Here is a 19,823-nt window from a genome sequence, read left to right as displayed (position 1 = left end):
TCATTGATATATGTAATAATTCGTTTGAAATGGCTATAATTTAGGTTTGTTTGCCTCTTTTGTTCCGTCTCTGATTCGATGATTACCTTTGGTGTGAAAACGTCTGAAATCGCCCCAAAATAGTTCATCTGCATTTGCCTTTGGTCGGATTGTTCCCCAAACATATCGCCGTAATAGTTCGGGTAACATCATGGAAACAAACAGTAACGCTATACATTGGTGATTCAATAGTTCGGGCACAACGATTCGGCTGATAGTTCGTTCATGTTTATGTATGAAGATAGGCACCGGGAAAACCAAAGGCCGATCAATATACAATAGTTCGGGTGTGTATGCGCGTACTGGTTCATCCTCTGTTATTGGTTCGGGTACATTTGCGTTTGTTTCTTCGCTTACTGGTTCGGTTAATAGTTCAGGCAAAGAAATGCCGGATAGTTCGGTTAACATTGTTAGCCTCTGTAATGCTTTGTTTATTTGATCCTGATAAAACCAACGGGAAATAAAATCTATCAGAGCTACCAAAGCAAAGACAAACGCCGGTGTTTTCGTTTGTGCATCCACATATAAGGCCGGTAAATGTGTTCCCGGTTCTCTTACCGGTTCTTTTTCCGGGATGATCGGAGCTTTGGCGCGATCTAAAGCCTTTATATTACATTTTAAGTTCGGGCAAATAGAATCATTTATAAATGCAGGCATAACCACACCTATACGCGCCGTCTTATCATCAAAGACCGCCGCCCGATCAGGTGCAACCAGCCACACGCCACCAGTCCAGCCGGAAAGCAAGGGGATAACGTTTGATGCAAAGAAACCTAACTTTATATCAATTAAAGCGGCTTTTTCCAATGTTGCACAAAGTTCTTTGTGTCCGTTACTGTCTGCATCATTATAAGATAAATAAACTTTATTATCTCCGGCAATAGTACGAAGTGAAAAACCGCTTTTTTTGTTTCGTTTGGCTATTTCTTTTACAAAACCGGCAACCGCTTTTAATTCGCTTTTCTGAATCTTTATAAATCCGTCTTTTGAAAGATGGGGGTACACAAGCCGGTAATTAGAGAAATATCCGGCAAAATCACAAACAAAGGTTTGTTTCTTGTCGTTGGTTATTTCTGTAATATTGCCGCCGTCCTGATTACAAACACAAACAGAACACCGGCCAACCATTTCTTTTAAATGTTTGGGATTGATAAATAATTTTAGACCGTCAGGTAAAAGCCCGGATGTTTCAATAATTACGGGGTATTCTTTTAATGTACGCCCGTCAGAAGCAACTAAAGCCGATTTGTAAGGATCAAGATAAATATAATTAAATGCCGGTCTTAAAGGATCTTTTGTTACTAATTTAGTGATATTTAGATGTTCCTTTATAATCCACATATCAAAGGAGCAAACAATATTTTCGCGCTCTTCTATTTTGGTAAACCTTGTTTTATTGGCTTGTTTGGTGCTTATCAGCTTTTCAAATTGCCAAACAAGATTAAAAACCTGATCCACTGGAAAGGAACATTTAAAGCTGTTTATTTGTACAGTCCTAAAATCCGTTATATTTAGTTTGGCATCAACGCAAAGATATTTTATATTTATCTCGTTCCCGTTGGCATCTTTCAGTTTTGCAAGCTCCGCGGCGGTATAGGTACCGGGAGCTATTTCTATTTCATTTGTAAAAACGTCGTTTGCTATTTTAACCAATTCGGCCAAAATGAGGCCGTTAAATTCTTTTTCATTCATAACATTAAATAGTTAGATATTTTACACCAAAGTAAAAGCCTAAAGCAAGGCAAAAAAGCAAGTAAATAGGAAGCAGCCAAAGACCGCCAAACACGCTAAAGCAGATTAATAAAACTACTATTAGCCAAATAATTACGCCCACCATGTTAGAAAGTAGGGTTTTCAAGCTCTTGCAAAAAATCTTCCTCCGTTATACTCTCACATATATTTGAGCCATCAACATAAACACTAAATCCGGTTGCGGTACGGAATACTTCTAATTTGTGCGTTTCTCCGTTTGGGGATTCTATTATATAAGTAGTCATAATATAAAAGTTTAAAGGAATGCCGGAAAACCGTCCGGCGCGGTGGAATATTTGTATTATTCGTTTATGTTATGCAAATTACAGTTCCAAACGTGTTTAGGAAATGAACCGTCTTTGTTAAGGCTAACAATAGATGTATTATCCCCGTTATCCTTAATTACATAAACTATAAGTTTTCTAAATCCATATAACCCAATATGATATAATATCTTTTTCTCCATAAATTTAAAATTTGTCTGATTGATCGTTTTTATTTATGAAGTCTTTTAATTTCTTGGGATCGGTGCCGGAGATAAACACCACGGCACCGAATAAAAGCAGCATAAAACAAAACATAGCTTATTATTAATAAAGTGTTGCACGTTGGTATAAACTTTGCGATATAATACCATCTTTACAAAGTCCGTCTTTATATTCTCCGAAAGCTATATTAAAATCCAGTTTAAAAGAATGTTTCTTTTTGTTGGCTTCTCTTTCAAATTCGCCTCCGAACTCTTTGCAGAACTCCCAAAAAGACCGGCGCAATTCTTTTTGATTGGTTATCGTGTATTTTGCCATGGCTATTTCATTTTAAAAGTTATGCCAGCAGGCAACAAAGAACGGTTAACACTGGAAACGAATTTATTAAAATCGTTCTCCGTTACTTTTGTTTCGTAGTCTTTCCAATTAAAAACAAGCTCGTTACTATGATCGTAATATATCACATTATTAACTGATAACCCAGCATCAAGAACGGCCAACATAACCCGCTTTTCATTTTCGGCCTTTTGTTGTTTCTTTTTGCAATCGTTAATTATTTCAGCGCGTTTTTTCTCGTATGCTTTGCGCTTTTCTTCGTCTTTTCGCGCTTGTACAGCTTCAGGGCGATAATAACCATCGTTTATTCTGTTAGTTATAGTTGTACGTTCTTCGTCCGTCAATTTCAAAGTAAAACGTTCGTTTTCCGGCTTATATGGGTTTTCCCATGTTTGCCCGGTTAATTCTTCCAGCTTTTTTAAAGCCTCGTTAGATTCTCTTTTCCAGCGTTCAACGATACCAAGCGTATAAAGAAGGTATTTAAAGTATTGTTTATCTTCTGCCTGATAAAGCAAATTATATTCCGTTTCCGTGATACGCAAATAGTTAATTGCAGTTTCTTTGCTGCTGTTCGTAATATGGTAAAAACCGTTTTCAACTGGGTACATTGGCGCGCCGTAATGATTAGACAAATGAAGATCAACGAACATTTTAAACTGTGGGAAACGCTTTAGTATTTCTTCATGGCAGCAACCACCAGCACACCAAACGAAACGCCCGTTTTTGCGTTGTTCGTAAATATCCGCCGTTATACTCCAATCGCATATATTATTTTTGCAATCATCAGCCAGTAATATTTTAACATTGATTTTAAAGGTTGTCCCGGCTTGAATATATCTTTTTGATACTGTGTAACAAAGTCTATTTGTAGTTGTCATAATACAAAATTTAAAGGGTGAAACTTGGTTTATCTTTGTTTTTCCCTTAACTTTGCATTTAACGTTGTGGAAGACGTTAGCCGATAAACGCAAAGTTTAAAGGGAGGCCGGGAAGAGTCGCCAAACTCGACCCGGTTTTTTATTAGTATGAAATCTTTTGAATACGATCAAAAGGAATTAACAACGCTATATGTTTATCCTGATAGTGAATCAGTTCAAAACTATTTGCCGTTGATAGTCTTATAATAGCGGCCTTTTTCGCTGTTTCTTGAAATACATCAAAATGAACCTTCAAACGGTTGCAACAGTTTGTGCCCTCCAGGGCTACATGTACGGCGTTTAACGTTACATTTTTGTTTTGTAAGTTTAGTAATACTTCCATGATCTTATATTTTAAATTAAACATTCAACCAAAGAAGAAGTAAAAACGGGAAAGTGTGGAAGACGTTAACCGTTTATCTCCTTTTCTGTATTACAAAGATACGAATAATATTTGTAATACAAAACAAAATGTACTTTTATTTTTAAGAAAATGCTCCGTTTTTACATTTATTAATATTGATATAATATATTGATAATCAACATATTAATAAATAATATAATGATAAATATAAAGTATTTAAGAAGTAAGGAAATATTTGTAATATGCAGCTTTAAATATACTTATTTGCTTTATTTATAGCCTTTGTTTAACTTTGTAGCAAGTTACAGAGCGCGAGACGCCAATATAATAACCCCTTTTATATCGTTTTATATGGTGTATAGTAAACGCGTGACAGATTTACAGCAAATTTACCAATTAACCCCGGATGATGTTTTCTTTTGTATGCTTGTAGCATCCGGCGCCAGTCGTGGCGAAGCATACGCAACTATATTTAGACCACGATCTACAAAGATAGAAACAGCGCAACGCGGAGCCGCCCAGCTTGCAAAGGATAAACCCGGCATTAATAAACTAATACGGTCTTTTGAAGATAACCGCGCGGCCTTCCTTCCTGACAATGACAGCCCCAAAAACAAGAAGAAAAAGAAAAACACAGAAACAGAAGAGGAAGAAAAAGCCGGGAATGTTGTACAATACCGAGATAAAGACGCGGTTTTGTCAGGTCTCGAACAAACTTTGCCTTATTTGAGGGGAAAAGATCGTGCAGATGTATTAATGAAAATAGCCGATTTACAACAGATGAAGAAGGACGAAAATACGGAAGAAGAGGAAACAGTACATTATTATCTGCCTTTGCAGTGTTATAGATGCAGCCTTTTTATAGCTGATCGAGCAAAGCGGAAAGCAGAAGAAGCGGAAAAGCCGGATAATATTTAATATTATAGGTATAATATAAAGAGAATCAAGGCAAAGCGCGGCTTTTCTCCTTCTTTGCTGGTCAACTGGATAATGAAAGCAGGGAGGGCACCCCCCCCCGGCTACCCAAGACACCAAGCGTGTTTCAATCCCGGTCAAGATTTTTATTTTTTTTCTTTTTTGGAGCCAATAATGGATGTTTTTAAGGCTTTTCCAATGATAAATTACAAAAGTGAATGTCCGATGTATAGTTTTACTTCTGAAAATGTATAGTATATGTATAGTTTACTTCATAACTATACATGTGTAAATCATTCATTATTAGGTCAATGGAAATTTAATGTATAGTATGTATAGTTTATATGTAAATTGCGTATGGGAAAAAAATATATATAATATGGTTTGCATAAAAAACTATACATACTATGCACTATTTTTCCATTGATTTGTATTTCAATATGTTATATATGTATAGTTGCCTTTAAAACCCTACATAAACCATACATATCAGAGAGAATGTTCCATCTGTATTTCCTATTGAAATAGAGTAGTTATCCTTTGTTTATCAATATTTTGCGATTATTGGTCTTCAATGATGCAACGAATAAAAACATGGCAAAAAGACTTCAAAAAAGCGTGTTTATTCTATATTTTAAGTAGAAAATAATAGTATTTATATGGTAATTATGTAGAAAATAAGCTATATTTGTGGCATAAAACACTTGAAAAATAGCATAAAAACAGTAGAAATGCTTTGTTTTCGGGTATAAAAACGGTGGTATGAATAAGTTTGAGTCTATATTGTTTGATTATGGGCGATACGTTTTTGTTTCTGTGTTCAGAAAAGCGCAGGAAGAGGAAAGATATGAAGATTGTGCGGTGATGCGAGATATTATGCAAAAATATCATATACCTTGTGACACATCTTTAGAGGACTGGCGTACTGATTTGTGGCGATTTGGATATTCAGGAGATGTTGCTATAAATAATCTGTCAGTATATATGGTTGAGGCCTTAACCCGTGCCGGGTATTCAAATTCATAGATTGTACATGGAGAAGGGAAAGTATAGGAAGTTGTTAAATGAGGTCTTCGGGCTTATGAAAGGCGAGAAACTGGATGCCGCCTTACAAGAGTCCAAAAGTGCAGCGCGTGTTGACGCTGTGCAGGACTTGATGCGTGCAGCCATTATACGATCTTCGATTTGTAAGTTCAATGGTACGCCTTACTATTTCAGTGGCCGGATATATGAAGAGATGGCATGGGATGATTTTGGCAATCTGATATATGACTTGATGCGTAAATGCAAAATGCCCAATGGTGATTATTCCCGTGTGGAGGGTGTACTGAAAGTCTGTAAGCGTGTGGTGGCAGGAAAAGCCTTGAAGCCTGATAATGCCATTGTGGTGTTCAATAACTGTGTGTTTGATATGAATGCTCGCCGTGCACATTCTTTCAACCGCCGTTGGGTACAGACTACATGTGTTCCCTATGACTACAAGCCGGAAGAGCATGTCTTTCTTTGGAGAATGTTCCTGGATGAAGTTTTGCCGGACAAAAACATGCAAAAAGTTTTGCAGGAGTTTCTTGGAAGTATTTTTGTTGACCGGCGTGTGGCGAAAATGGAAACTATGCTTGTTCTTCGTGGCTCCGGCTCCAATGGCAAAAGTGTAGTCTTTGAAACGATCATGGGCATACTTGGCCGGGAGAATGTCAGCAATTTCGGCATAGGTGCATTGATTACTGGAAATGAGAGAAAAAAAAATATCGCTTTCATTAATGGCAAGCGGTTGAACTACTGTTCTGAAATACAAGCGTTAGAGTTTGGTAAGGATAGTGACACGTTGAAGAGCCTTATCAGTGGTGAACCTACCGAAGCCCGGCCTATCTATGGCGATAACTTCACTGCTTACAATATTCCTCTGCTTATGGCAAATGCCAACCAAATGCCGTATTTGAAAGACTGGAGCTATGGAATGAGGCGGCGTATTTGCATTATTCCCTTTGAAGTGGAGATACCCAAAGCCCGGCAGAAAAAAGAACTGTCACGGGATTTGGAAGCCGAATACCCGGCTATATTCAATTGGATATTGGAAGGCCGTGACCGTTTTATCGCCAATGGTTATAAGTTGACAGACAGTAAGGAGCTTGAAAATGTCATGGATGAATATCAGTCGGAAAGTAGTACCGTAATGAAGTTCATGTATCAAATGAACTATCTGTGCCGCTATGAGGAAATTGCCGATATTGAACCCAAATGGATGTCTTCGGCCATTCTGTACCGGAAATATTGCAAATGGTGTAGGGACAATAATGCCAAAGAAGAGAATGTGACAGTATTCGGACGTATTCTTTCGGAAGCCGGTTATCGTAAAAAAAGAACCCCGAATGGTCAGGTGTATGGTTTGTATGGAACAGCCTTGACGGAAAAACTCTATTATGAGAAACGGGAAGACCTACGGGGTAACTATAAGCAAAGGATCGCTAAACCGGTTTATCAAGATGGCAAACGATACGCTTATACCCATGAAGGGCTTGCGGCCTGCTTGTCATTGAGCATTTATCAAGTCCAGCGTTTGTTCCGGGAGAAGAAACTGGAGGGGACGTACCACATGGAGAAGAGAACAACTGTTTTTGACTTGGACGCTGTGGAGAAGATTATCAAACAATTAAAAATAAGAACCAAATAGTATGATCGCACCGGATGAATTTGCAGAGGTTATTGAAAAAATAGATAACCTACGGGGAGCATTGGAAATCCCTATGCCAGCTGGATTTCATGTAAATCAAATGAAGCGTGAGCTTGAAGAAGTATCAGACAAATTAAAACGGATTTACGTTGAGGAAGAAGACGAAAATCCATGGGAGGAATAAGCATGGCAGTAAAATTTAGACACAAGGAAACGGGATTGTTCTTTTGCAGGGCAAAGGGATTATCCCCTTCAAGAAGAGATTATGACAAACTTGGAGAAGAAGGTATTTTTAGGAAAAGGCATTTGTCTAAGCGAGGAAGAATCTACGAAAGCGCAACTGAAAATCAGAAACGGGATTGGATTGGCAAGGAACATGCAGATGAATTTGAAATAGTAAAAGTATGAAAAATATGAATCACATAGAGTTAAGTGTTGAGCTGATGTCTATTCTTCGGGCCTTGAACTATTCATGTGAATTGAAGACAATAGAAGGTAAGAGCATTGTAATGGATATAGCAGTGCAAGGAGAATTGTCTGTCAGGCACCAAAAAATGATTGAAATGCTTCTTGGTGGATTTCTCTCTGAATTTTATTGGGTAAATGGGAAGCATCATATTTATATCAGAGAAGAGTGCAAAGGGCTTCTTCCTGATGATGATAGGTATAGTTGCTTGATTTATGAAATGAATAAAGTATCATCGGATGAAGAACGTATAAACTCTTACGGTAAGGAATACTTTTTTAATCTTGGAGATAGATTTGAACGTAAATTAAAAATAGGATTATGAGCAAAAAAACAAATGGTATTCAGGTAGGTAACTTTATTGTTACGAGGGATAATGGTAGTGAACATGACTGGATCAGCATTAAGGCAGTGTCAGGTTTTTGGAGTATGCGTTTTCGGGATGACAACGGAATGTTCTCCCGGATTCGGGAGTTAGCCAACAATAAGGAACTTCGCGAATATTTGGAAACATGGATCAAAGTCTGTTTCCTTATTAGTAACGCAACCCCCGATGTTAAGTTTATGGAAGAGTTTTTTAAAAGCTACTCTGATCTTACCGAACGGCTACGAGGCTTGCAGAAACCAGTATCACTGGAAGATGATGCCAAAATACTGGAAGAAGAAAGAAACATGAATAGCATAAAGGAAAGTATTAAGGAGGAACATAAAAATGAGGGTACCGACTGATAAGGAAATTGAAGAGGCCAAAGAATACCTCCGTCAACGTCTGGATGCGGAGCTATCCATGCGTACCAATCTTCAAATTGTAATGATCGAGGCGGCAAAGCAAATTATAGATATTTCATACCGGTACAAAATCAGCCCTGAACTATTCCGTTTTTCAGCAAACAGACAGTTGCAGGAGGAGGTGGATGCCATTATTTTATCCCTTCTTGAAATAATTGAAGACTATACTTATACTTTGGCAGTAGCGACACATGAGGATAATAAGGATGCAATCATAACATATATAACGCGAGAATCATACAGCAAAACCTTCACGCAACGCGCAAGAGAATATGTTGACCGGTTTTCAAAGGAGGTTGAAACGGCCATTGCCGCCGGACTACTACTGAACCTTTCCAAAGACAAACTACTTTCATCTATCAGGCAGTCGGTAAAAACGCCGTTGCTTAATGAGCATGTACAGAGAGCTATTTCAAAGGGTTATCCGGTTATTTCAAGACTCGGTGTTCAGGAGTCTTTTGGAGTAGGACGTACTGTAAGCTCTTGGACTGCACTGTCAGATTTGACGGAGTATGCTGTGGCAGAGGGTTGGATGAAGCATTGGGAATTACAGGCTAAAGCCAGTGGAGCCGTAGGGTTCTTTGTCATGCGTGGCAGCTCCTATCCTTGTAACATTTGTGACGATGAAGTCGGATTTCATGTGGAATGGGACAAATTACCACCGTATCACGGTCATTGTAAATGCTTTGCAGTTTCCGTATCAGCAATATAATTATTTAATAGGTTAAATATCAGAATTATTATGTTTGGAATATCATTAATCAGCACAAAGAAACTCAATCATCTTGCATCAGAATGCAGCAAACTGGCTATTGCCAATGTTGAACTTTCAAAACAAAATGCGACACAATCCAAAACTATTATGGAACTTACTGGAGAAGTCCGGGTGCTAAACTCTAAAATCCTTCTGAATGAAAGTATCAATGATGATCTGCAAAAGAAGCTTAACCGGAAATATCCTCGAAAGCCTTATAATAAAAAATTGTATCGAAAGTAGTGTCATATTCAATTCATTCATTACATTTGCAATGTAGAAGTTGACTTGTTATAACACAAGCTTATCAACCAAGTTGTTGAAAAAAAGTAAAGCCTCTGTCTATTTTATGTAGGCAGAGGCGGCTTTTTCCAATGTATAATTACATTGGATTCGGAGCGCGGAGTACGGGATTGCTTTCGCGCTCCGCGTTTTGGTACAGATCATTTTGCATTACCCTCTTTACTTTCATTTTTCTTGATTTTCAGTTGATATAGCAAGTCAGCTTGTTGCTGTTCCTTATATTCACGCATGATACGATCCCATTCATTGTTTTTCCCATAACCGGATTCTTCCGAGCCGGTTTCTTTTGATAAAATACCGGCACCGACTAATTGTACCAAGTTCGATACCAATTCGGCTGCATTTTGGTGGACGTATGGAACTGCCCACGAAAAAATTTTCAAATTGAGGAATTTGGTAAGTTGGCCTTTTTCTGTTCCATATCCGTGCAGGAACAGCCGTTTCATTTTGTCTATTGATTCGTCAAATTCCTTGCAGTCAATCATGGCTTTTTCCAAAGATGGTGAATAGATCAGCTTGATAGCAACACCCGGCAAATCTCCTGACTTTACTTCGGGAGGCATGACAACAAAACTCCCCATAAAAATCATTTTAAGTAATGTATTAATTTGAAGTTCAAATGATTGTGATGCTTCGGGACGATTCATAAAGCCTGCATCATCATCCTTCCCCATAGTGATAGCTTTTACCGCACCATACATATCTCCCTGAATCTCAACATCTTCACCTTTAAGTAACATGATCGGAAATGCGTATGCCATATTGTTTTGACACAAATGGGAAATAGCCAGTTCGTACTTGTCGATATTATCTTGTGAAAAGCTCCAGCAGGCACCGTGTTTGTCCCGATAATATACAACCGGACATTCGGCAAATCCATGATCGTGTTCTTCCACTAATGTATATCCTTCAATACCGAAATACTGTTTCAATTTGTTTATTGCTCCGACTATTCCCCTTTTATCCTGACGGTAACGGTACATTTTTTTATTGTCCCACACTTCTACCCAAGAAATGAGTTCCTTTCCCTCTTCGTCATAGTCACTGTATCGTCGGGCAAACAGTGTCATTTGACCGGTTATGGAGTCGTAGTGAGGATAAAGAGTGTCACCATCAAAATAGGAAAGATTCTTGGTGAATACCTTACCTTCATTCATATAGAATACGATTGCTGCATCTCCCGTTATTTTTACACTTTTGGCATATTCGTAAAATGCAATCTCCATATTCTTATCCAGCCATCCTTTTTGAAATTCGAGAAATATTTCCCGTGAACTTTCATCGACTTTGGTATCGGTCAGCTCATGATGAATGTCATTGCCACATAGATGTACAAGCTGTTGAATGGTGATTATCATCTGAAAGGGAAAAGAGGCACGGAACACTTTTTCTCGGAAGAACCGTTTCTTCTCTTCGTCATATTTCAGTCTATCCGGGTAAAACAATTCCGAATTGATCTTGTGCCCTGAAGGATAAAATTCACGGATAAAATCAGCCTGCGAAATGAGCTGCCATGTCAGCCTATCACTATTGTTTGTGAACGATGCGTTTCTTAAATCGCTCGTAATCCTGCCTTGCAAGTAACCTTCGGGAGTAACCCTTGCAAAAGGCTTTTTTGTAAGAATCTCTGCTATCATATTAATCCTAAACCTTTTATGTGTTTGCGTTTATGTTTAATTTCAAAAATCATTCGCATAAGCAATGCTTCTATGAAGTCGGGAGAATGGCCTACTAATTTTTTCATTATGATCTTCTTGATAATAGTCCAGCCCTTCTCTTCACTGTCTTCATCCTTTCGTATCGCTTTCCTTTCCTTGTCGAGAATCTGTCTAAGGGGAACTTTCTCAAACCCTTTGCCGGAGAACTTGCGTTCAAGAAGAGTCGGTTCAATGGAAATCTCCCGGTTGATAATTTTTTGTGCGAACAGATATGCCGCTTGTGATTTTAAATTCGCATAGATGTATTTGAATTTCTCCTCCACGGCTTCTTTGTTGTTGAATGGGATTGCATTCGGGAAAAAACCTTTGAATATTTGTCCGAGTCCGTTAAGGTCATAGGTGAAGCATTCTTCTCTTACATGCCATTCTTCCAGCATCGCTTTTACGGTATCGACTGTTTTCTTGCTGTCAAGTTTGCAAACAAATATGTCTCTTATATGCCATCCTTCCCACAGCCACATGACAAGACTGTCGCCACCCTCAAATGCCGCGTCACACGATACCCGGCGTATTCCATCACCTATCTGCATGGAATTGCGGTATAAAGCTTCCATGTGAGTCAGCTTTATTATATCATCTCCGGCAGCTTTGTATTTCCAGTTACCGTCAAGATCACGTGCGCGTTGTTCGTCTGACTGGTTGACAAGGTTTGCCAAATAGGTCGGATCGGAAGACATCAGCTTTACATTATCGGAAAGTTTTGCTTCAATAAAAGTAACCGACTTGATAAACAGTTCTTGTGGTGTGCCATATTGCTCATACTCCAGCTTCCAGTAGGCGTGTATAATGTCCTTGCATTGCTCATATACTTCCTCACGGGTATCTCCCCAATATATACCTGAAACATTGTCCCCGTCCATAAAACAATACCGGACTCTGCCATCACGTTCCGGGATTGGAAGACCATCTTCTCCGATCCACCAGTCAATGAATTTTGCAACCCAGCTGTCAGGATCAGGGTTACATGTTCCGATAAAGCGGTTACGGATATGAAAGGCGTTACGGTTACAAGTGATAAGGTATTTGAATTTGAGATATTCCATGTGGGTTATTTCATCCACACCTATATATGCGAACTGTTTACCTTGAAAACGCTTTTTGAAATCGTCAAGTGTGTCAGCATGATAGCTGAATTTTAAAAATCCACCTTTATAGAAATTCCAGCGCATGTCGTTTTTGGACTTGTTGTATTCCCCAAAATCATCATATAAGGTGGATGATGTTTCTACCATATCAGAGAGATCGTCTATCTCATGCCGGAGAAGCACAGAACGGAAGTTTTTATTTTTTATATCTTTCAATGTTTCCATAAGAAGAGTAAAAGTTTTACTTCCTCCACGGCATCCCCCACAGATGGTAATATCAGCCGGGGTGGAGAGCATGTTTTCCTGCCCTCCACCTTGTGCGATTATCTTATTCGGATTAGGAATTTTCCTATCCGCGTCCCTTAACATTTGGATATATTCATAATCAAGCACCAAACTGGCATTAACCGTTTTTATTCCACTATATTTCTCCATAAAAAGAAAACCGATCCTCACATTACACATGTGGAGACCGGCCTATAAGCTCTGATTCTAATATTGCAGTACAAAAATACGCATAAAGAGTATTATTTTCTACATTTTAATAGAAAATAATATCAAAAATGTTTTGAGAAAAGAAATCCAGTACATATATTTGCAACGAAAACATGGAGTATGATAAAAATTAGTGCGGATAAAGATGCAGATCAAAGGGAAATATACAACAAGATAGTTTTATGTCCGATATGCGGTCAGAAACTAACTGATATAAGCTATGTCAATGGTGTTGTTATATTGAGAGTGAAGTGTCGTAGATGCAAGAACTACATAAATGTGGATATTGTGGGTACAAAGTAGTTTTCAGGATAATATCGCGGAGTGGAGCAGCTGGTAGCTCGTTGGGATCATAGCCCAAAGGTCATTCGTTCGAGTCGAATCTCCGCAACAATAGTTGGAGTTGCCGCATTGTTTCTCCCTTCGATGTGGCGTATGGGGATAAAGGGAGAATATGGAAAGATGGCAGACGTGGTGTATGCGCCGGACTGAAAATCCGGTTAAGGTGATTCGATTTCATCTCTTTCCACAAAACCTATACGGTGTGGTTCAATTCCCACAGGTACGCTGAAATGGGGTATCGCAGGTTAGGTGAGTATAGGTATATTGTCCGGTTAGCTCAATTGGTAGAGCAATACACTGTTAATGTAAAGGTCGGTAGTTCGATTCTATCACCGGGCGCAATGAAGCGGAGATAGTTCAGTTGGAAGAACGTCAGATTCCAAACCTGATTGTCGGGGGTTCGAGTCCTTCTCTTCGCGCATATTGAGATATGGTGTAATGGCAACACAGCAGATTTTGGTTCTGCTATTCAAGGTTCAAATCCTTGTATCTCAACAAATGGCGTATTCGACTAACGGTTAGGTCGTCACCTTTTCACGGTGGAAACCAGAGTTCGATTCTCTAATACGCTACACAGAATGAATAACGTCCGAAATACAAGGGAAATGCGGTGGTTTCACCGAGACATCTTGTAGGTCGCATATTGGAAGTATGGGTGAGTGAACGATACCACCTCTTTGCTAAAGAGGCAAGCTGAAAGGCTTCGGAGGTTTGAATCCTTCTGCTTCCGCAAAACGGGTAGTTACCGAAGTGGCAAACGGGATAGACTGTAAATCTATTGGCTTTCGTCTTCATTGGTTCGAGTCCAATACTGCCCACTATTAAATGGAAAATAAGACCAAAGAGTCAGATTGATGCAAAAAGCATTGTCTGACTCTTTTTTTATTCAACATAAACACAAAATAAACACGATGGAACAAGAAAAAATCTTATCCACATTAAGCGAGAAACTTGGAGAAACCAGTTTTTCACCGCAGACATTACAGAAGTATGTAGAACTTAATCCCGTAGCCGAAGGTTCGGAGCCTGACGAGGCTTATTGGAACAAGGCTGTGAATTTTCTGAAAGGGATGCAAGGACAGTACAACCATGATGTCGCAACCAGAGTTGAGGACTTTAAGAAAAACTATAAGCCCCAACCGACTCCCCCGACACCTCCAACTCCACCGGTACCACCGAAAAACGATGATGAACTGGAGAAGAAACTGAAAGAACTGGAAGCACGTTTAGACGCGGAAGACAGCAAAAAGGTTCAAGCTGATTTGTTGAAGAAGGTTACGGCTGCAATGAAGGCCAAACAAGCGAATGATGATTATGTGTTGAGCAAGACCTTACAAGGGGTAACTTTCGATACCAAGAAAACTGTGGATGAACTGGTTACTGAATTTCTGCCGAAATATGATGCAGAATATAAGGCGTGCAGGGGTTATGGCACCGCCCCAAGAACTTCTGACGGTTCAGGTGGAACACAACACAATGCAGCCAGCAGATACTTTGAACGTAAAGGCAAGAAGGAAGGCTGGAAGAAGAATTGAAATTATTAACTCTAAAACAATAAATGTATGGGAACAATGGGTAACACGTTTGATGTGAACACCGTGAAATACGGACATGCCCGTAAAGTGTGGCGTGAAATCCGTCACCGTTATCCGGGCGGTGGTATGGTGAGCAACATTTCCGATTGGGTTGCGGTTGGCAAGATTCCTGCCGGTACAGCTGTGAAGTTTGATCTTTCAGGTAAGACATTCACCGCTTATACGGATGCACAGATCAAGGCGGCTGAATCAGATATTACCACTCTTGGCATTAATGGTTATTTGCAAGAAGATATTCTTGTAGCCAGTGGCAACACAAAGGCCAGTGGGACAGTAGTCTATGCCGGAGAGATTTATCAGTACATGTTTGACGAAGAAGTGGTCGCTATCCTGCAAAAGATTACTACACTTCCTCAAATTGTATGGGTGCAGTAAAAGAATTTGAAAACAACATTTAAAATACGACAATTGTATGAATACACTTCCTATTGATTTGTACAAGGTTATCGAGTATGGGCTTGGTGGGGACACTTGGCAAGAATTTATTGACCGTTACAAGGAGAAGTATGACCTACTTCAAATTGATGGTTTTGAATTTGAAGCAACCAAGTTGGATTATACTTTCTCCCAGCTTATTACGAGCCTCGGCGTGAAAACGCTGCCAGCTTACGTTGATCCGGAAAGTCCGGGTTATGAAGCTGCATTGGGAGAACTCGAAGGAAGGACGGGTAATATCCCGACTCAAAAGAAGTTCTACCGTTTGAACCGTGTGACTGTGAGACAACAATTGCAGCTGTTGCAACGGGTAGGCATGTCCGCATTGACGGAAGAGATGCAGAATGTGTTCTTGGGCTTGCTTGATGAAAGTGCTGACGGTCTTATCGGATCGTACTACAATGCGCTTACTCACCAGCGAATGAGAATTGTTTCCACGGGTAAGTTCACTATTGATACTGATAACAACCCACGTGGTTTGAAGGGTATCACTATTGACTTTAATATCCCTGAAAACCATTATCAAGCATTGGCCGGCACAAGCCGCTGGTGGACTAAGGATGAACATATTCCGGCAAATCAAGGCTCTGCCTCTGATCCGATTATGGATATAAAGAACAGAGTGAAAGAGATTCGCCGCAAATATCATTATTTGGGCAAGATCAGGATGGAGCTGGCGCAGGACTTATGGGATGATTTAATGACTCATACCGCGGTTCTTAAACGTATCGGCCATTCCCTCTATCCGACTGTGACGGATGATAGTACGGTTATTGCCAATGCACAGAATGAAGATGAAGACCGCCTGAAAGCCATTTTCAAGAAACTGGTTAAGGTGGATGAAATCGTGCCACGTGACAGCTATGCTTTTGTTGACAAGCCCGGTAAGGATGCGGACGGACAACCTGATCTTATCACTGAACAAGTGGAGAACTTCAAGGCCACCAATATTGCCTTTATACCAGTAGGTCAGATCGGTACTATTCAAGGTGTGGAGCCTTTGACTTTGGGATATGAGGCAAACAAGGTTGCTTCTTATGACGGTGGACGCTTGAAACTGACACAGAGAGCCAATCCTGAAACACATTCAATCTATATTGAAAGTGAAGCCGCCCAAATGTGTGTGCCGAGAATGCCACAGTATATGTTCATCTCTACTGTAACTGTGTAATTCTTAAATTCATGCAAGAATGAATGAGGAACTTTCTCATACGGAAGATATGACCATTGAGGACTTTTTGAGTGGCGCAACTGCTTATGAAATAGCGGACAACGCCCTCAAAAGGGTTCTTGTCAAGCGGAAAATCGCTTTTGGAACAATGGTAAGTGAACTGACCGAAAGGCAGCTTGATCTTGCCACTGCCGATATTTACATGTGGTGTGCAAGCACTCCAAGCAGTAAGAATGATACCGAAGACAGTGACGGGGGATGGAAGCATAAGGAAGGTGGTTGGCAGACCAGTGCATACGACAAGCGGCAACTCCGTGAAATGGCGAAAGAACTGTATGAGAAATGGGATGAAGAAGTTGTAAAGGGCACTAAAATCAGAATAGTCAATTTTTGAGTATGAAAGTAAATAATCCACGGCATCCGCACAAATGTACTGTTTACCGAATTATAGGTGAGGATTCTTTCAGTGATGGTGAGAAGGTGATCTTGTATGAAGGTATATGCCGAAAGGAAGGTAGTACAAATTTGCGGACATTCAAAACCGATAATGTGATAAAGAGCGATTATCTGTTGAGCCTTCCCGGAATTGTTGAAGGAATATTGGCCGGTGATCTGATAGATGTCACGGACAGACAAGGCACTTTCACTCAATGTATGGTTACTGATAGCTATGCCGGAAATTTGGGAACAACTGTGTATTTCAATCTTGCAAAAAATTAACGCATGGATAACCGGAGCAATGAAGTATTGTTTGATGAAGGAATAAGGAAGGCAAAGGAGCTTGTTTCAGGATATATCTTTGATGTCTTGACTAAATGCTGTGAAGAACTTATCCAAGATGCACTTGATAACAAGTCAGGCTTTCGGAATCTTACGGGTAATACAATAACCAGTTATGCGTGCGGATTATTCATGGACGGTAGATTTTCCTATTTCGTTTGTAGTGGAGATTCAATGAAACAACCGGTGAGAGTAAAACTGACTAAAGGTGAAACATTTGTAGGTGTCAGTTATGATAATCAGAACAGACGTTTTACTGGAACAATAGAAACTGATAAAGGTTATGGCGAAGCATCCTCCTTTGATTTCTTGAAAAGATATAAGTCGGAATCACGTAAAGGATTTGAGATAGTAATGTGCACGGGTACTGAATATTCAACCTATTTGGAGAATGTGTTAAATGCAGATGTTCTGACCGGAACATTTCAAAGGGCACAAAATACATTATTCAAGAACTTTAAACCAATGAAATGATGGGACGGACAGTTTATAGACGTATGGATATATTAAAACAAATCGCTGATGCAGTAACCGGCATTGGTGAAAAGGTTTTCATAACAGATCGTCCGGCTGCTGAACAAAAGGCGATGAAGGACTTTGTTGTTATTCGGTTGCCACAAACTATCCAAGATAAAGGAAGTACCTACCAAGACACTTACTGTCAGATAAACGTTTTTGCGCATGATCGCTCAAACGGTATTGAGAATACAGTCCGTTTGGATGAAATGCAAATGGAAGTGGTTTCAAAATTTCCAATAGTGACGGAATTGTTTTCAGCTGTAAGTCCACGATTGCTTCCCGGAGGAAATGACGGACTCGGTTTTCATTCCTTAATAATACAAGCGAAGCTAATAATAAACAAATGACACAAACTTAAAAAGATACGATTATGGCAGAGATTTCTATTACTACCAAACTGGAAGAGTTAAAGGTGCTCTTTAATCAGATGAAGGAGGTTTATTATGTGTCCAAAGTCAATAGTGACCTCGCAACTTTAGCGGCTTTTGATATGGAGCTGCCGGTACTCTCTGACGGAGTTACATTTGATACCGGAGCTGCCGATGTTTCCAAGATCAAGTTGACAACCGGAGCAACTTGGACTTCTATTGCTAATGCTGGAGATTCCGATATTCAGTTTCAAGTACCTTCCGTGGCAGGAAAGATCAATGACTTGTTACTGAACAAGAAAGCGGAAACGGTGACTATGACTGCTACCATTGATGGTGAGACTTATGAAGGTGAAGGTTACAATATCGAACCGAAGAAAGTAATCGGAGGACTCTTCATGCGTAGTGAAGACCGTCAAACAGCCTTGTTCTTACCGAATGTTGAGGGGTATAGCAACTTCGTCAGCGAGCAGGATAAGCCGGGGTACTTTAATGTATCTGTTTCTCCGTTGAATGATGCTAAGGGTGCCTCTATTTACATTTTACGTAAAAAAGTGTCCGAATAAAAAACTTAGGATATAACACTTTGCAAAATTCATATCAGCGAAAAGGTGGTGAGCTACTTGATACCGGCCACCACCTTTTTTCGTATAAAACATGATAAAATATGACAAAGAAGAATGACATAACACTTCCTACACCGGAGGATGAAAGGCTATTGAATGATGTGTTGGAAGACAGTGTGGACTATGTGGAAGTCCGAGGAAAGAAATATGGTATTTCATGGCTGAAAAGAGGGACTATACGCAAATTCACCAGTACCATGCAGAAATCGGGGAATGATGATAAGATCAGTTGCCAATGTGCAGCCGCTATCATTTTGAACGGATATTGGAAGATCAAGTTCTTCTATCCTTTCTTGTGGCGATGGTTCTTTTATATCAAACAATATGGAGATCATGAGCTGATGAAGGTTATAGCCGTCGGCAAAAAAAAAATTCCAGTGGAAGACTACTTGGCTGCTACCATATATCTGACCGCGATGAAGGACACGATGATGACAATGACAAAAGAGGAAGCAGAGCATATCCTTCACGAACCAGCTACGGACAAACGTGGGAAATAGGCAAGTCCTATCCGTGGCTGACAGAGCCTTTGAGAGTATTTGGGATTCCAATAAGCAAGCCCTTGTTTGGTATTTATTGGGTACTTACAAATGCACAAATTGAACTATTGGCAATGGATGTGTCTATTGTGGTTACAGATTGTGACAAGGACAACAAGGAAAAGAAGCACGATACGAAGAACTTCAAATCCCCTTCCGTAAGCGAAATAGAGGATGCTGCCAAACGCTGGAAAAATAAGTATGGCAATGGAGAAACAGCAATTAACATTAATGATTATAAGTAGCACAAACACAATAATATATGGCTGATCTCGGTAATTTATATTTTGATATACTGTTCCGTGATAAGACAGCGGAACAACGTAAAAAATTGAAAGCGGAAATCACCAAAGACTTGC

General features: G+C 39.6%; 25 protein-coding genes and 8 tRNA genes. 27 read left to right on the top strand and 6 right to left on the bottom strand.

Annotated elements, in window-relative coordinates:
- Positions 1 to 33: 33 nt before the first annotated feature.
- From QYT14_RS04985 to QYT14_RS04970, 4 genes are all read right to left on the bottom strand, one after another.
- Positions 34 to 1,731 carry a hypothetical protein gene (locus tag QYT14_RS04985; protein ID WP_289307026.1) on the bottom strand — a complete coding sequence of 566 codons (1,698 nt, stop codon included), beginning with the start codon at positions 1,729 to 1,731 and terminating at the stop codon, positions 34 to 36.
- A gap of 650 nt (positions 1,732 to 2,381) precedes the next feature.
- A complete protein-coding gene (locus QYT14_RS04980; protein ID WP_100263447.1) occupies positions 2,382 to 2,594 on the bottom strand; it encodes a hypothetical protein in 213 nt (70 codons plus the stop codon).
- 2 nt (positions 2,595 to 2,596) lie between these two features.
- Positions 2,597 to 3,490, bottom strand: a complete 894-nt coding sequence (locus QYT14_RS04975) for a hypothetical protein (protein ID WP_178678941.1) — start codon at positions 3,488 to 3,490, stop codon at positions 2,597 to 2,599.
- 142 nt (positions 3,491 to 3,632) lie between these two features.
- The gene (locus QYT14_RS04970; RefSeq protein ID WP_289307027.1) at positions 3,633 to 3,872 is read right to left on the bottom strand and encodes a hypothetical protein; all 240 of its coding nucleotides are present in this window, start codon (positions 3,870 to 3,872) and stop codon (positions 3,633 to 3,635) included.
- A gap of 372 nt (positions 3,873 to 4,244) precedes the next feature.
- Between QYT14_RS04970 and QYT14_RS04965 the strand changes: the two genes are divergently transcribed.
- The 9 genes from QYT14_RS04965 (at position 4,245) to QYT14_RS04925 (ending at position 9,731) form a co-directional block, all read left to right on the top strand.
- Complete coding sequence (locus tag QYT14_RS04965) at positions 4,245 to 4,811, top strand: hypothetical protein (protein ID WP_032933887.1); 567 nt, start codon at positions 4,245 to 4,247, stop codon at positions 4,809 to 4,811.
- A gap of 759 nt (positions 4,812 to 5,570) precedes the next feature.
- Positions 5,571 to 5,834 (top strand): hypothetical protein, encoded by a 264-nt coding sequence (locus QYT14_RS04960; protein ID WP_005794441.1) that lies wholly within the window; start codon positions 5,571 to 5,573, stop codon positions 5,832 to 5,834.
- A gap of 7 nt (positions 5,835 to 5,841) precedes the next feature.
- Positions 5,842 to 7,479, top strand: a complete 1,638-nt coding sequence (locus tag QYT14_RS04955; protein WP_007854258.1) for a phage/plasmid primase, P4 family — start codon at positions 5,842 to 5,844, stop codon at positions 7,477 to 7,479.
- Between the two features lies 1 nt (position 7,480).
- Positions 7,481 to 7,663 (top strand): hypothetical protein, encoded by a 183-nt coding sequence (locus tag QYT14_RS04950; protein WP_005794436.1) that lies wholly within the window; start codon positions 7,481 to 7,483, stop codon positions 7,661 to 7,663.
- A 2-nt stretch (positions 7,664 to 7,665) separates the two neighbouring features.
- Positions 7,666 to 7,887 (top strand): hypothetical protein, encoded by a 222-nt coding sequence (locus QYT14_RS04945; RefSeq protein WP_032535098.1) that lies wholly within the window; start codon positions 7,666 to 7,668, stop codon positions 7,885 to 7,887.
- A 5-nt stretch (positions 7,888 to 7,892) separates the two neighbouring features.
- Complete coding sequence (locus tag QYT14_RS04940) at positions 7,893 to 8,270, top strand: hypothetical protein (RefSeq protein WP_005794434.1); 378 nt, start codon at positions 7,893 to 7,895, stop codon at positions 8,268 to 8,270.
- Positions 8,267 to 8,674 carry a hypothetical protein gene (locus QYT14_RS04935; protein WP_130056652.1) on the top strand — a complete coding sequence of 136 codons (408 nt, stop codon included), beginning with the start codon at positions 8,267 to 8,269 and terminating at the stop codon, positions 8,672 to 8,674. Before QYT14_RS04940 ends, QYT14_RS04935 begins: the two co-directional genes overlap by 4 nt.
- Positions 8,658 to 9,446: a hypothetical protein gene (locus tag QYT14_RS04930; RefSeq protein ID WP_008775840.1), complete on the top strand. Its 789-nt coding sequence runs from the start codon at positions 8,658 to 8,660 to the stop codon at positions 9,444 to 9,446. Before QYT14_RS04935 ends, QYT14_RS04930 begins: the two co-directional genes overlap by 17 nt.
- 30 nt (positions 9,447 to 9,476) lie before the next feature.
- Positions 9,477 to 9,731, top strand: coding sequence for a hypothetical protein (locus QYT14_RS04925; RefSeq protein WP_008775839.1), 255 nt, complete (start codon positions 9,477 to 9,479; stop codon positions 9,729 to 9,731).
- Positions 9,732 to 9,931: 200 nt separating this feature from the next.
- Here the strand turns inward: QYT14_RS04925 and QYT14_RS04920 are convergent, their stop codons facing one another.
- The gene (locus tag QYT14_RS04920; protein WP_130056653.1) at positions 9,932 to 11,428 is read right to left on the bottom strand and encodes a phage portal protein; all 1,497 of its coding nucleotides are present in this window, start codon (positions 11,426 to 11,428) and stop codon (positions 9,932 to 9,934) included.
- Positions 11,425 to 13,059 (bottom strand): terminase family protein, encoded by a 1,635-nt coding sequence (locus QYT14_RS04915; RefSeq protein ID WP_347280223.1) that lies wholly within the window; start codon positions 13,057 to 13,059, stop codon positions 11,425 to 11,427. The genes QYT14_RS04920 and QYT14_RS04915 overlap by 4 nt, the downstream gene beginning before the upstream one ends.
- 348 nt (positions 13,060 to 13,407) lie before the next feature.
- Between QYT14_RS04915 and QYT14_RS04910 the strand changes: the two genes are divergently transcribed.
- The 18 genes from QYT14_RS04910 to QYT14_RS04825 all read left to right on the top strand — a co-directional run bounded on the left by QYT14_RS04910 (position 13,408) and on the right by QYT14_RS04825 (position 19,709).
- Positions 13,408 to 13,480: transfer RNA gene (locus QYT14_RS04910), tRNA-Met, on the top strand.
- Between the two features lie 65 nt (positions 13,481 to 13,545).
- Positions 13,546 to 13,618: transfer RNA gene (locus tag QYT14_RS04905), tRNA-Phe, on the top strand.
- A gap of 79 nt (positions 13,619 to 13,697) precedes the next feature.
- A tRNA-Asn gene (locus tag QYT14_RS04900) sits at positions 13,698 to 13,770 on the top strand.
- A gap of 7 nt (positions 13,771 to 13,777) precedes the next feature.
- Positions 13,778 to 13,850 (top strand) — tRNA-Trp (locus QYT14_RS04895).
- A 5-nt stretch (positions 13,851 to 13,855) separates the two neighbouring features.
- Positions 13,856 to 13,926: transfer RNA gene (locus tag QYT14_RS04890), tRNA-Gln, on the top strand.
- Positions 13,927 to 13,931: 5 nt separating this feature from the next.
- Positions 13,932 to 14,003, top strand: a tRNA-Glu gene (locus QYT14_RS04885).
- Positions 14,004 to 14,076: 73 nt separating this feature from the next.
- Positions 14,077 to 14,161, top strand: a tRNA-Ser gene (locus QYT14_RS04880).
- Between the two features lie 6 nt (positions 14,162 to 14,167).
- Positions 14,168 to 14,249: transfer RNA gene (locus QYT14_RS04875), tRNA-Tyr, on the top strand.
- Positions 14,250 to 14,342: 93 nt separating this feature from the next.
- The gene (locus tag QYT14_RS04870) at positions 14,343 to 14,966 is read left to right on the top strand and encodes a hypothetical protein (protein ID WP_130056654.1); all 624 of its coding nucleotides are present in this window, start codon (positions 14,343 to 14,345) and stop codon (positions 14,964 to 14,966) included.
- 27 nt (positions 14,967 to 14,993) lie between these two features.
- Positions 14,994 to 15,401 carry a hypothetical protein gene (locus QYT14_RS04865; protein WP_004327383.1) on the top strand — a complete coding sequence of 136 codons (408 nt, stop codon included), beginning with the start codon at positions 14,994 to 14,996 and terminating at the stop codon, positions 15,399 to 15,401.
- A gap of 37 nt (positions 15,402 to 15,438) precedes the next feature.
- Positions 15,439 to 16,632: a hypothetical protein gene (locus QYT14_RS04860; protein ID WP_278704497.1), complete on the top strand. Its 1,194-nt coding sequence runs from the start codon at positions 15,439 to 15,441 to the stop codon at positions 16,630 to 16,632.
- Between the two features lie 19 nt (positions 16,633 to 16,651).
- A complete protein-coding gene (locus tag QYT14_RS04855) occupies positions 16,652 to 17,026 on the top strand; it encodes a hypothetical protein (protein WP_005794411.1) in 375 nt (124 codons plus the stop codon).
- Between the two features lie 2 nt (positions 17,027 to 17,028).
- Positions 17,029 to 17,352 carry a hypothetical protein gene (locus QYT14_RS04850; protein ID WP_004326777.1) on the top strand — a complete coding sequence of 108 codons (324 nt, stop codon included), beginning with the start codon at positions 17,029 to 17,031 and terminating at the stop codon, positions 17,350 to 17,352.
- Positions 17,353 to 17,355: 3 nt separating this feature from the next.
- Positions 17,356 to 17,886, top strand: a complete 531-nt coding sequence (locus tag QYT14_RS04845) for a hypothetical protein (protein ID WP_130056655.1) — start codon at positions 17,356 to 17,358, stop codon at positions 17,884 to 17,886.
- A 23-nt stretch (positions 17,887 to 17,909) separates the two neighbouring features.
- Positions 17,910 to 18,278 carry a hypothetical protein gene (locus QYT14_RS04840; protein WP_224205391.1) on the top strand — a complete coding sequence of 123 codons (369 nt, stop codon included), beginning with the start codon at positions 17,910 to 17,912 and terminating at the stop codon, positions 18,276 to 18,278.
- Between the two features lie 23 nt (positions 18,279 to 18,301).
- Positions 18,302 to 18,865, top strand: coding sequence for a hypothetical protein (locus tag QYT14_RS04835; protein ID WP_004326773.1), 564 nt, complete (start codon positions 18,302 to 18,304; stop codon positions 18,863 to 18,865).
- Between the two features lie 101 nt (positions 18,866 to 18,966).
- The gene (locus QYT14_RS04830) at positions 18,967 to 19,425 is read left to right on the top strand and encodes a hypothetical protein (protein WP_286084439.1); all 459 of its coding nucleotides are present in this window, start codon (positions 18,967 to 18,969) and stop codon (positions 19,423 to 19,425) included.
- 62 nt (positions 19,426 to 19,487) lie between these two features.
- A complete protein-coding gene (locus QYT14_RS04825) occupies positions 19,488 to 19,709 on the top strand; it encodes a hypothetical protein (RefSeq protein WP_032950964.1) in 222 nt (73 codons plus the stop codon).
- Positions 19,710 to 19,823: the final 114 nt, after the last annotated feature.

The sequence above is a fragment of the uncultured Phocaeicola sp. genome, assembly GCF_948499155.1.
In the GTDB taxonomy this organism is placed as follows: domain Bacteria; phylum Bacteroidota; class Bacteroidia; order Bacteroidales; family Bacteroidaceae; genus Phocaeicola; species Phocaeicola faecalis.
This window is presented reverse-complemented; position numbering and strand designations above follow the sequence as displayed.

Coding starts and splice junctions, on each gene's coding strand:
- QYT14_RS04830 (WP_286084439.1), top strand. CDS start 18,967: ATGACAAAGAAGAATGACATAACACTTCCTACACCGGAGGATGAAAGG.
- QYT14_RS04925 (WP_008775839.1), top strand. CDS start 9,477: ATGTTTGGAATATCATTAATCAGCACAAAGAAACTCAATCATCTTGCA.
- QYT14_RS04945 (WP_032535098.1), top strand. CDS start 7,666: ATGGCAGTAAAATTTAGACACAAGGAAACGGGATTGTTCTTTTGCAGG.
- QYT14_RS04940 (WP_005794434.1), top strand. CDS start 7,893: ATGAATCACATAGAGTTAAGTGTTGAGCTGATGTCTATTCTTCGGGCC.
- QYT14_RS04835 (WP_004326773.1), top strand. CDS start 18,302: ATGGCAGAGATTTCTATTACTACCAAACTGGAAGAGTTAAAGGTGCTC.
- QYT14_RS04980 (WP_100263447.1), bottom strand. CDS start 2,594: ATGGCAAAATACACGATAACCAATCAAAAAGAATTGCGCCGGTCTTTT.
- QYT14_RS04985 (WP_289307026.1), bottom strand. CDS start 1,731: ATGAATGAAAAAGAATTTAACGGCCTCATTTTGGCCGAATTGGTTAAA.
- QYT14_RS04850 (WP_004326777.1), top strand. CDS start 17,029: ATGAAAGTAAATAATCCACGGCATCCGCACAAATGTACTGTTTACCGA.
- QYT14_RS04840 (WP_224205391.1), top strand. CDS start 17,910: ATGGATATATTAAAACAAATCGCTGATGCAGTAACCGGCATTGGTGAA.
- QYT14_RS04965 (WP_032933887.1), top strand. CDS start 4,245: ATGGTGTATAGTAAACGCGTGACAGATTTACAGCAAATTTACCAATTA.
- QYT14_RS04915 (WP_347280223.1), bottom strand. CDS start 13,059: ATGTGTAATGTGAGGATCGGTTTTCTTTTTATGGAGAAATATAGTGGA.
- QYT14_RS04975 (WP_178678941.1), bottom strand. CDS start 3,490: ATGACAACTACAAATAGACTTTGTTACACAGTATCAAAAAGATATATT.
- QYT14_RS04950 (WP_005794436.1), top strand. CDS start 7,481: ATGATCGCACCGGATGAATTTGCAGAGGTTATTGAAAAAATAGATAAC.
- QYT14_RS04860 (WP_278704497.1), top strand. CDS start 15,439: ATGAATACACTTCCTATTGATTTGTACAAGGTTATCGAGTATGGGCTT.
- QYT14_RS04935 (WP_130056652.1), top strand. CDS start 8,267: ATGAGCAAAAAAACAAATGGTATTCAGGTAGGTAACTTTATTGTTACG.
- QYT14_RS04870 (WP_130056654.1), top strand. CDS start 14,343: ATGGAACAAGAAAAAATCTTATCCACATTAAGCGAGAAACTTGGAGAA.
- QYT14_RS04865 (WP_004327383.1), top strand. CDS start 14,994: ATGGGAACAATGGGTAACACGTTTGATGTGAACACCGTGAAATACGGA.
- QYT14_RS04960 (WP_005794441.1), top strand. CDS start 5,571: ATGAATAAGTTTGAGTCTATATTGTTTGATTATGGGCGATACGTTTTT.
- QYT14_RS04920 (WP_130056653.1), bottom strand. CDS start 11,428: ATGATAGCAGAGATTCTTACAAAAAAGCCTTTTGCAAGGGTTACTCCC.
- QYT14_RS04855 (WP_005794411.1), top strand. CDS start 16,652: ATGAATGAGGAACTTTCTCATACGGAAGATATGACCATTGAGGACTTT.
- QYT14_RS04845 (WP_130056655.1), top strand. CDS start 17,356: ATGGATAACCGGAGCAATGAAGTATTGTTTGATGAAGGAATAAGGAAG.
- QYT14_RS04955 (WP_007854258.1), top strand. CDS start 5,842: ATGGAGAAGGGAAAGTATAGGAAGTTGTTAAATGAGGTCTTCGGGCTT.
- QYT14_RS04970 (WP_289307027.1), bottom strand. CDS start 3,872: ATGGAAGTATTACTAAACTTACAAAACAAAAATGTAACGTTAAACGCC.
- QYT14_RS04930 (WP_008775840.1), top strand. CDS start 8,658: ATGAGGGTACCGACTGATAAGGAAATTGAAGAGGCCAAAGAATACCTC.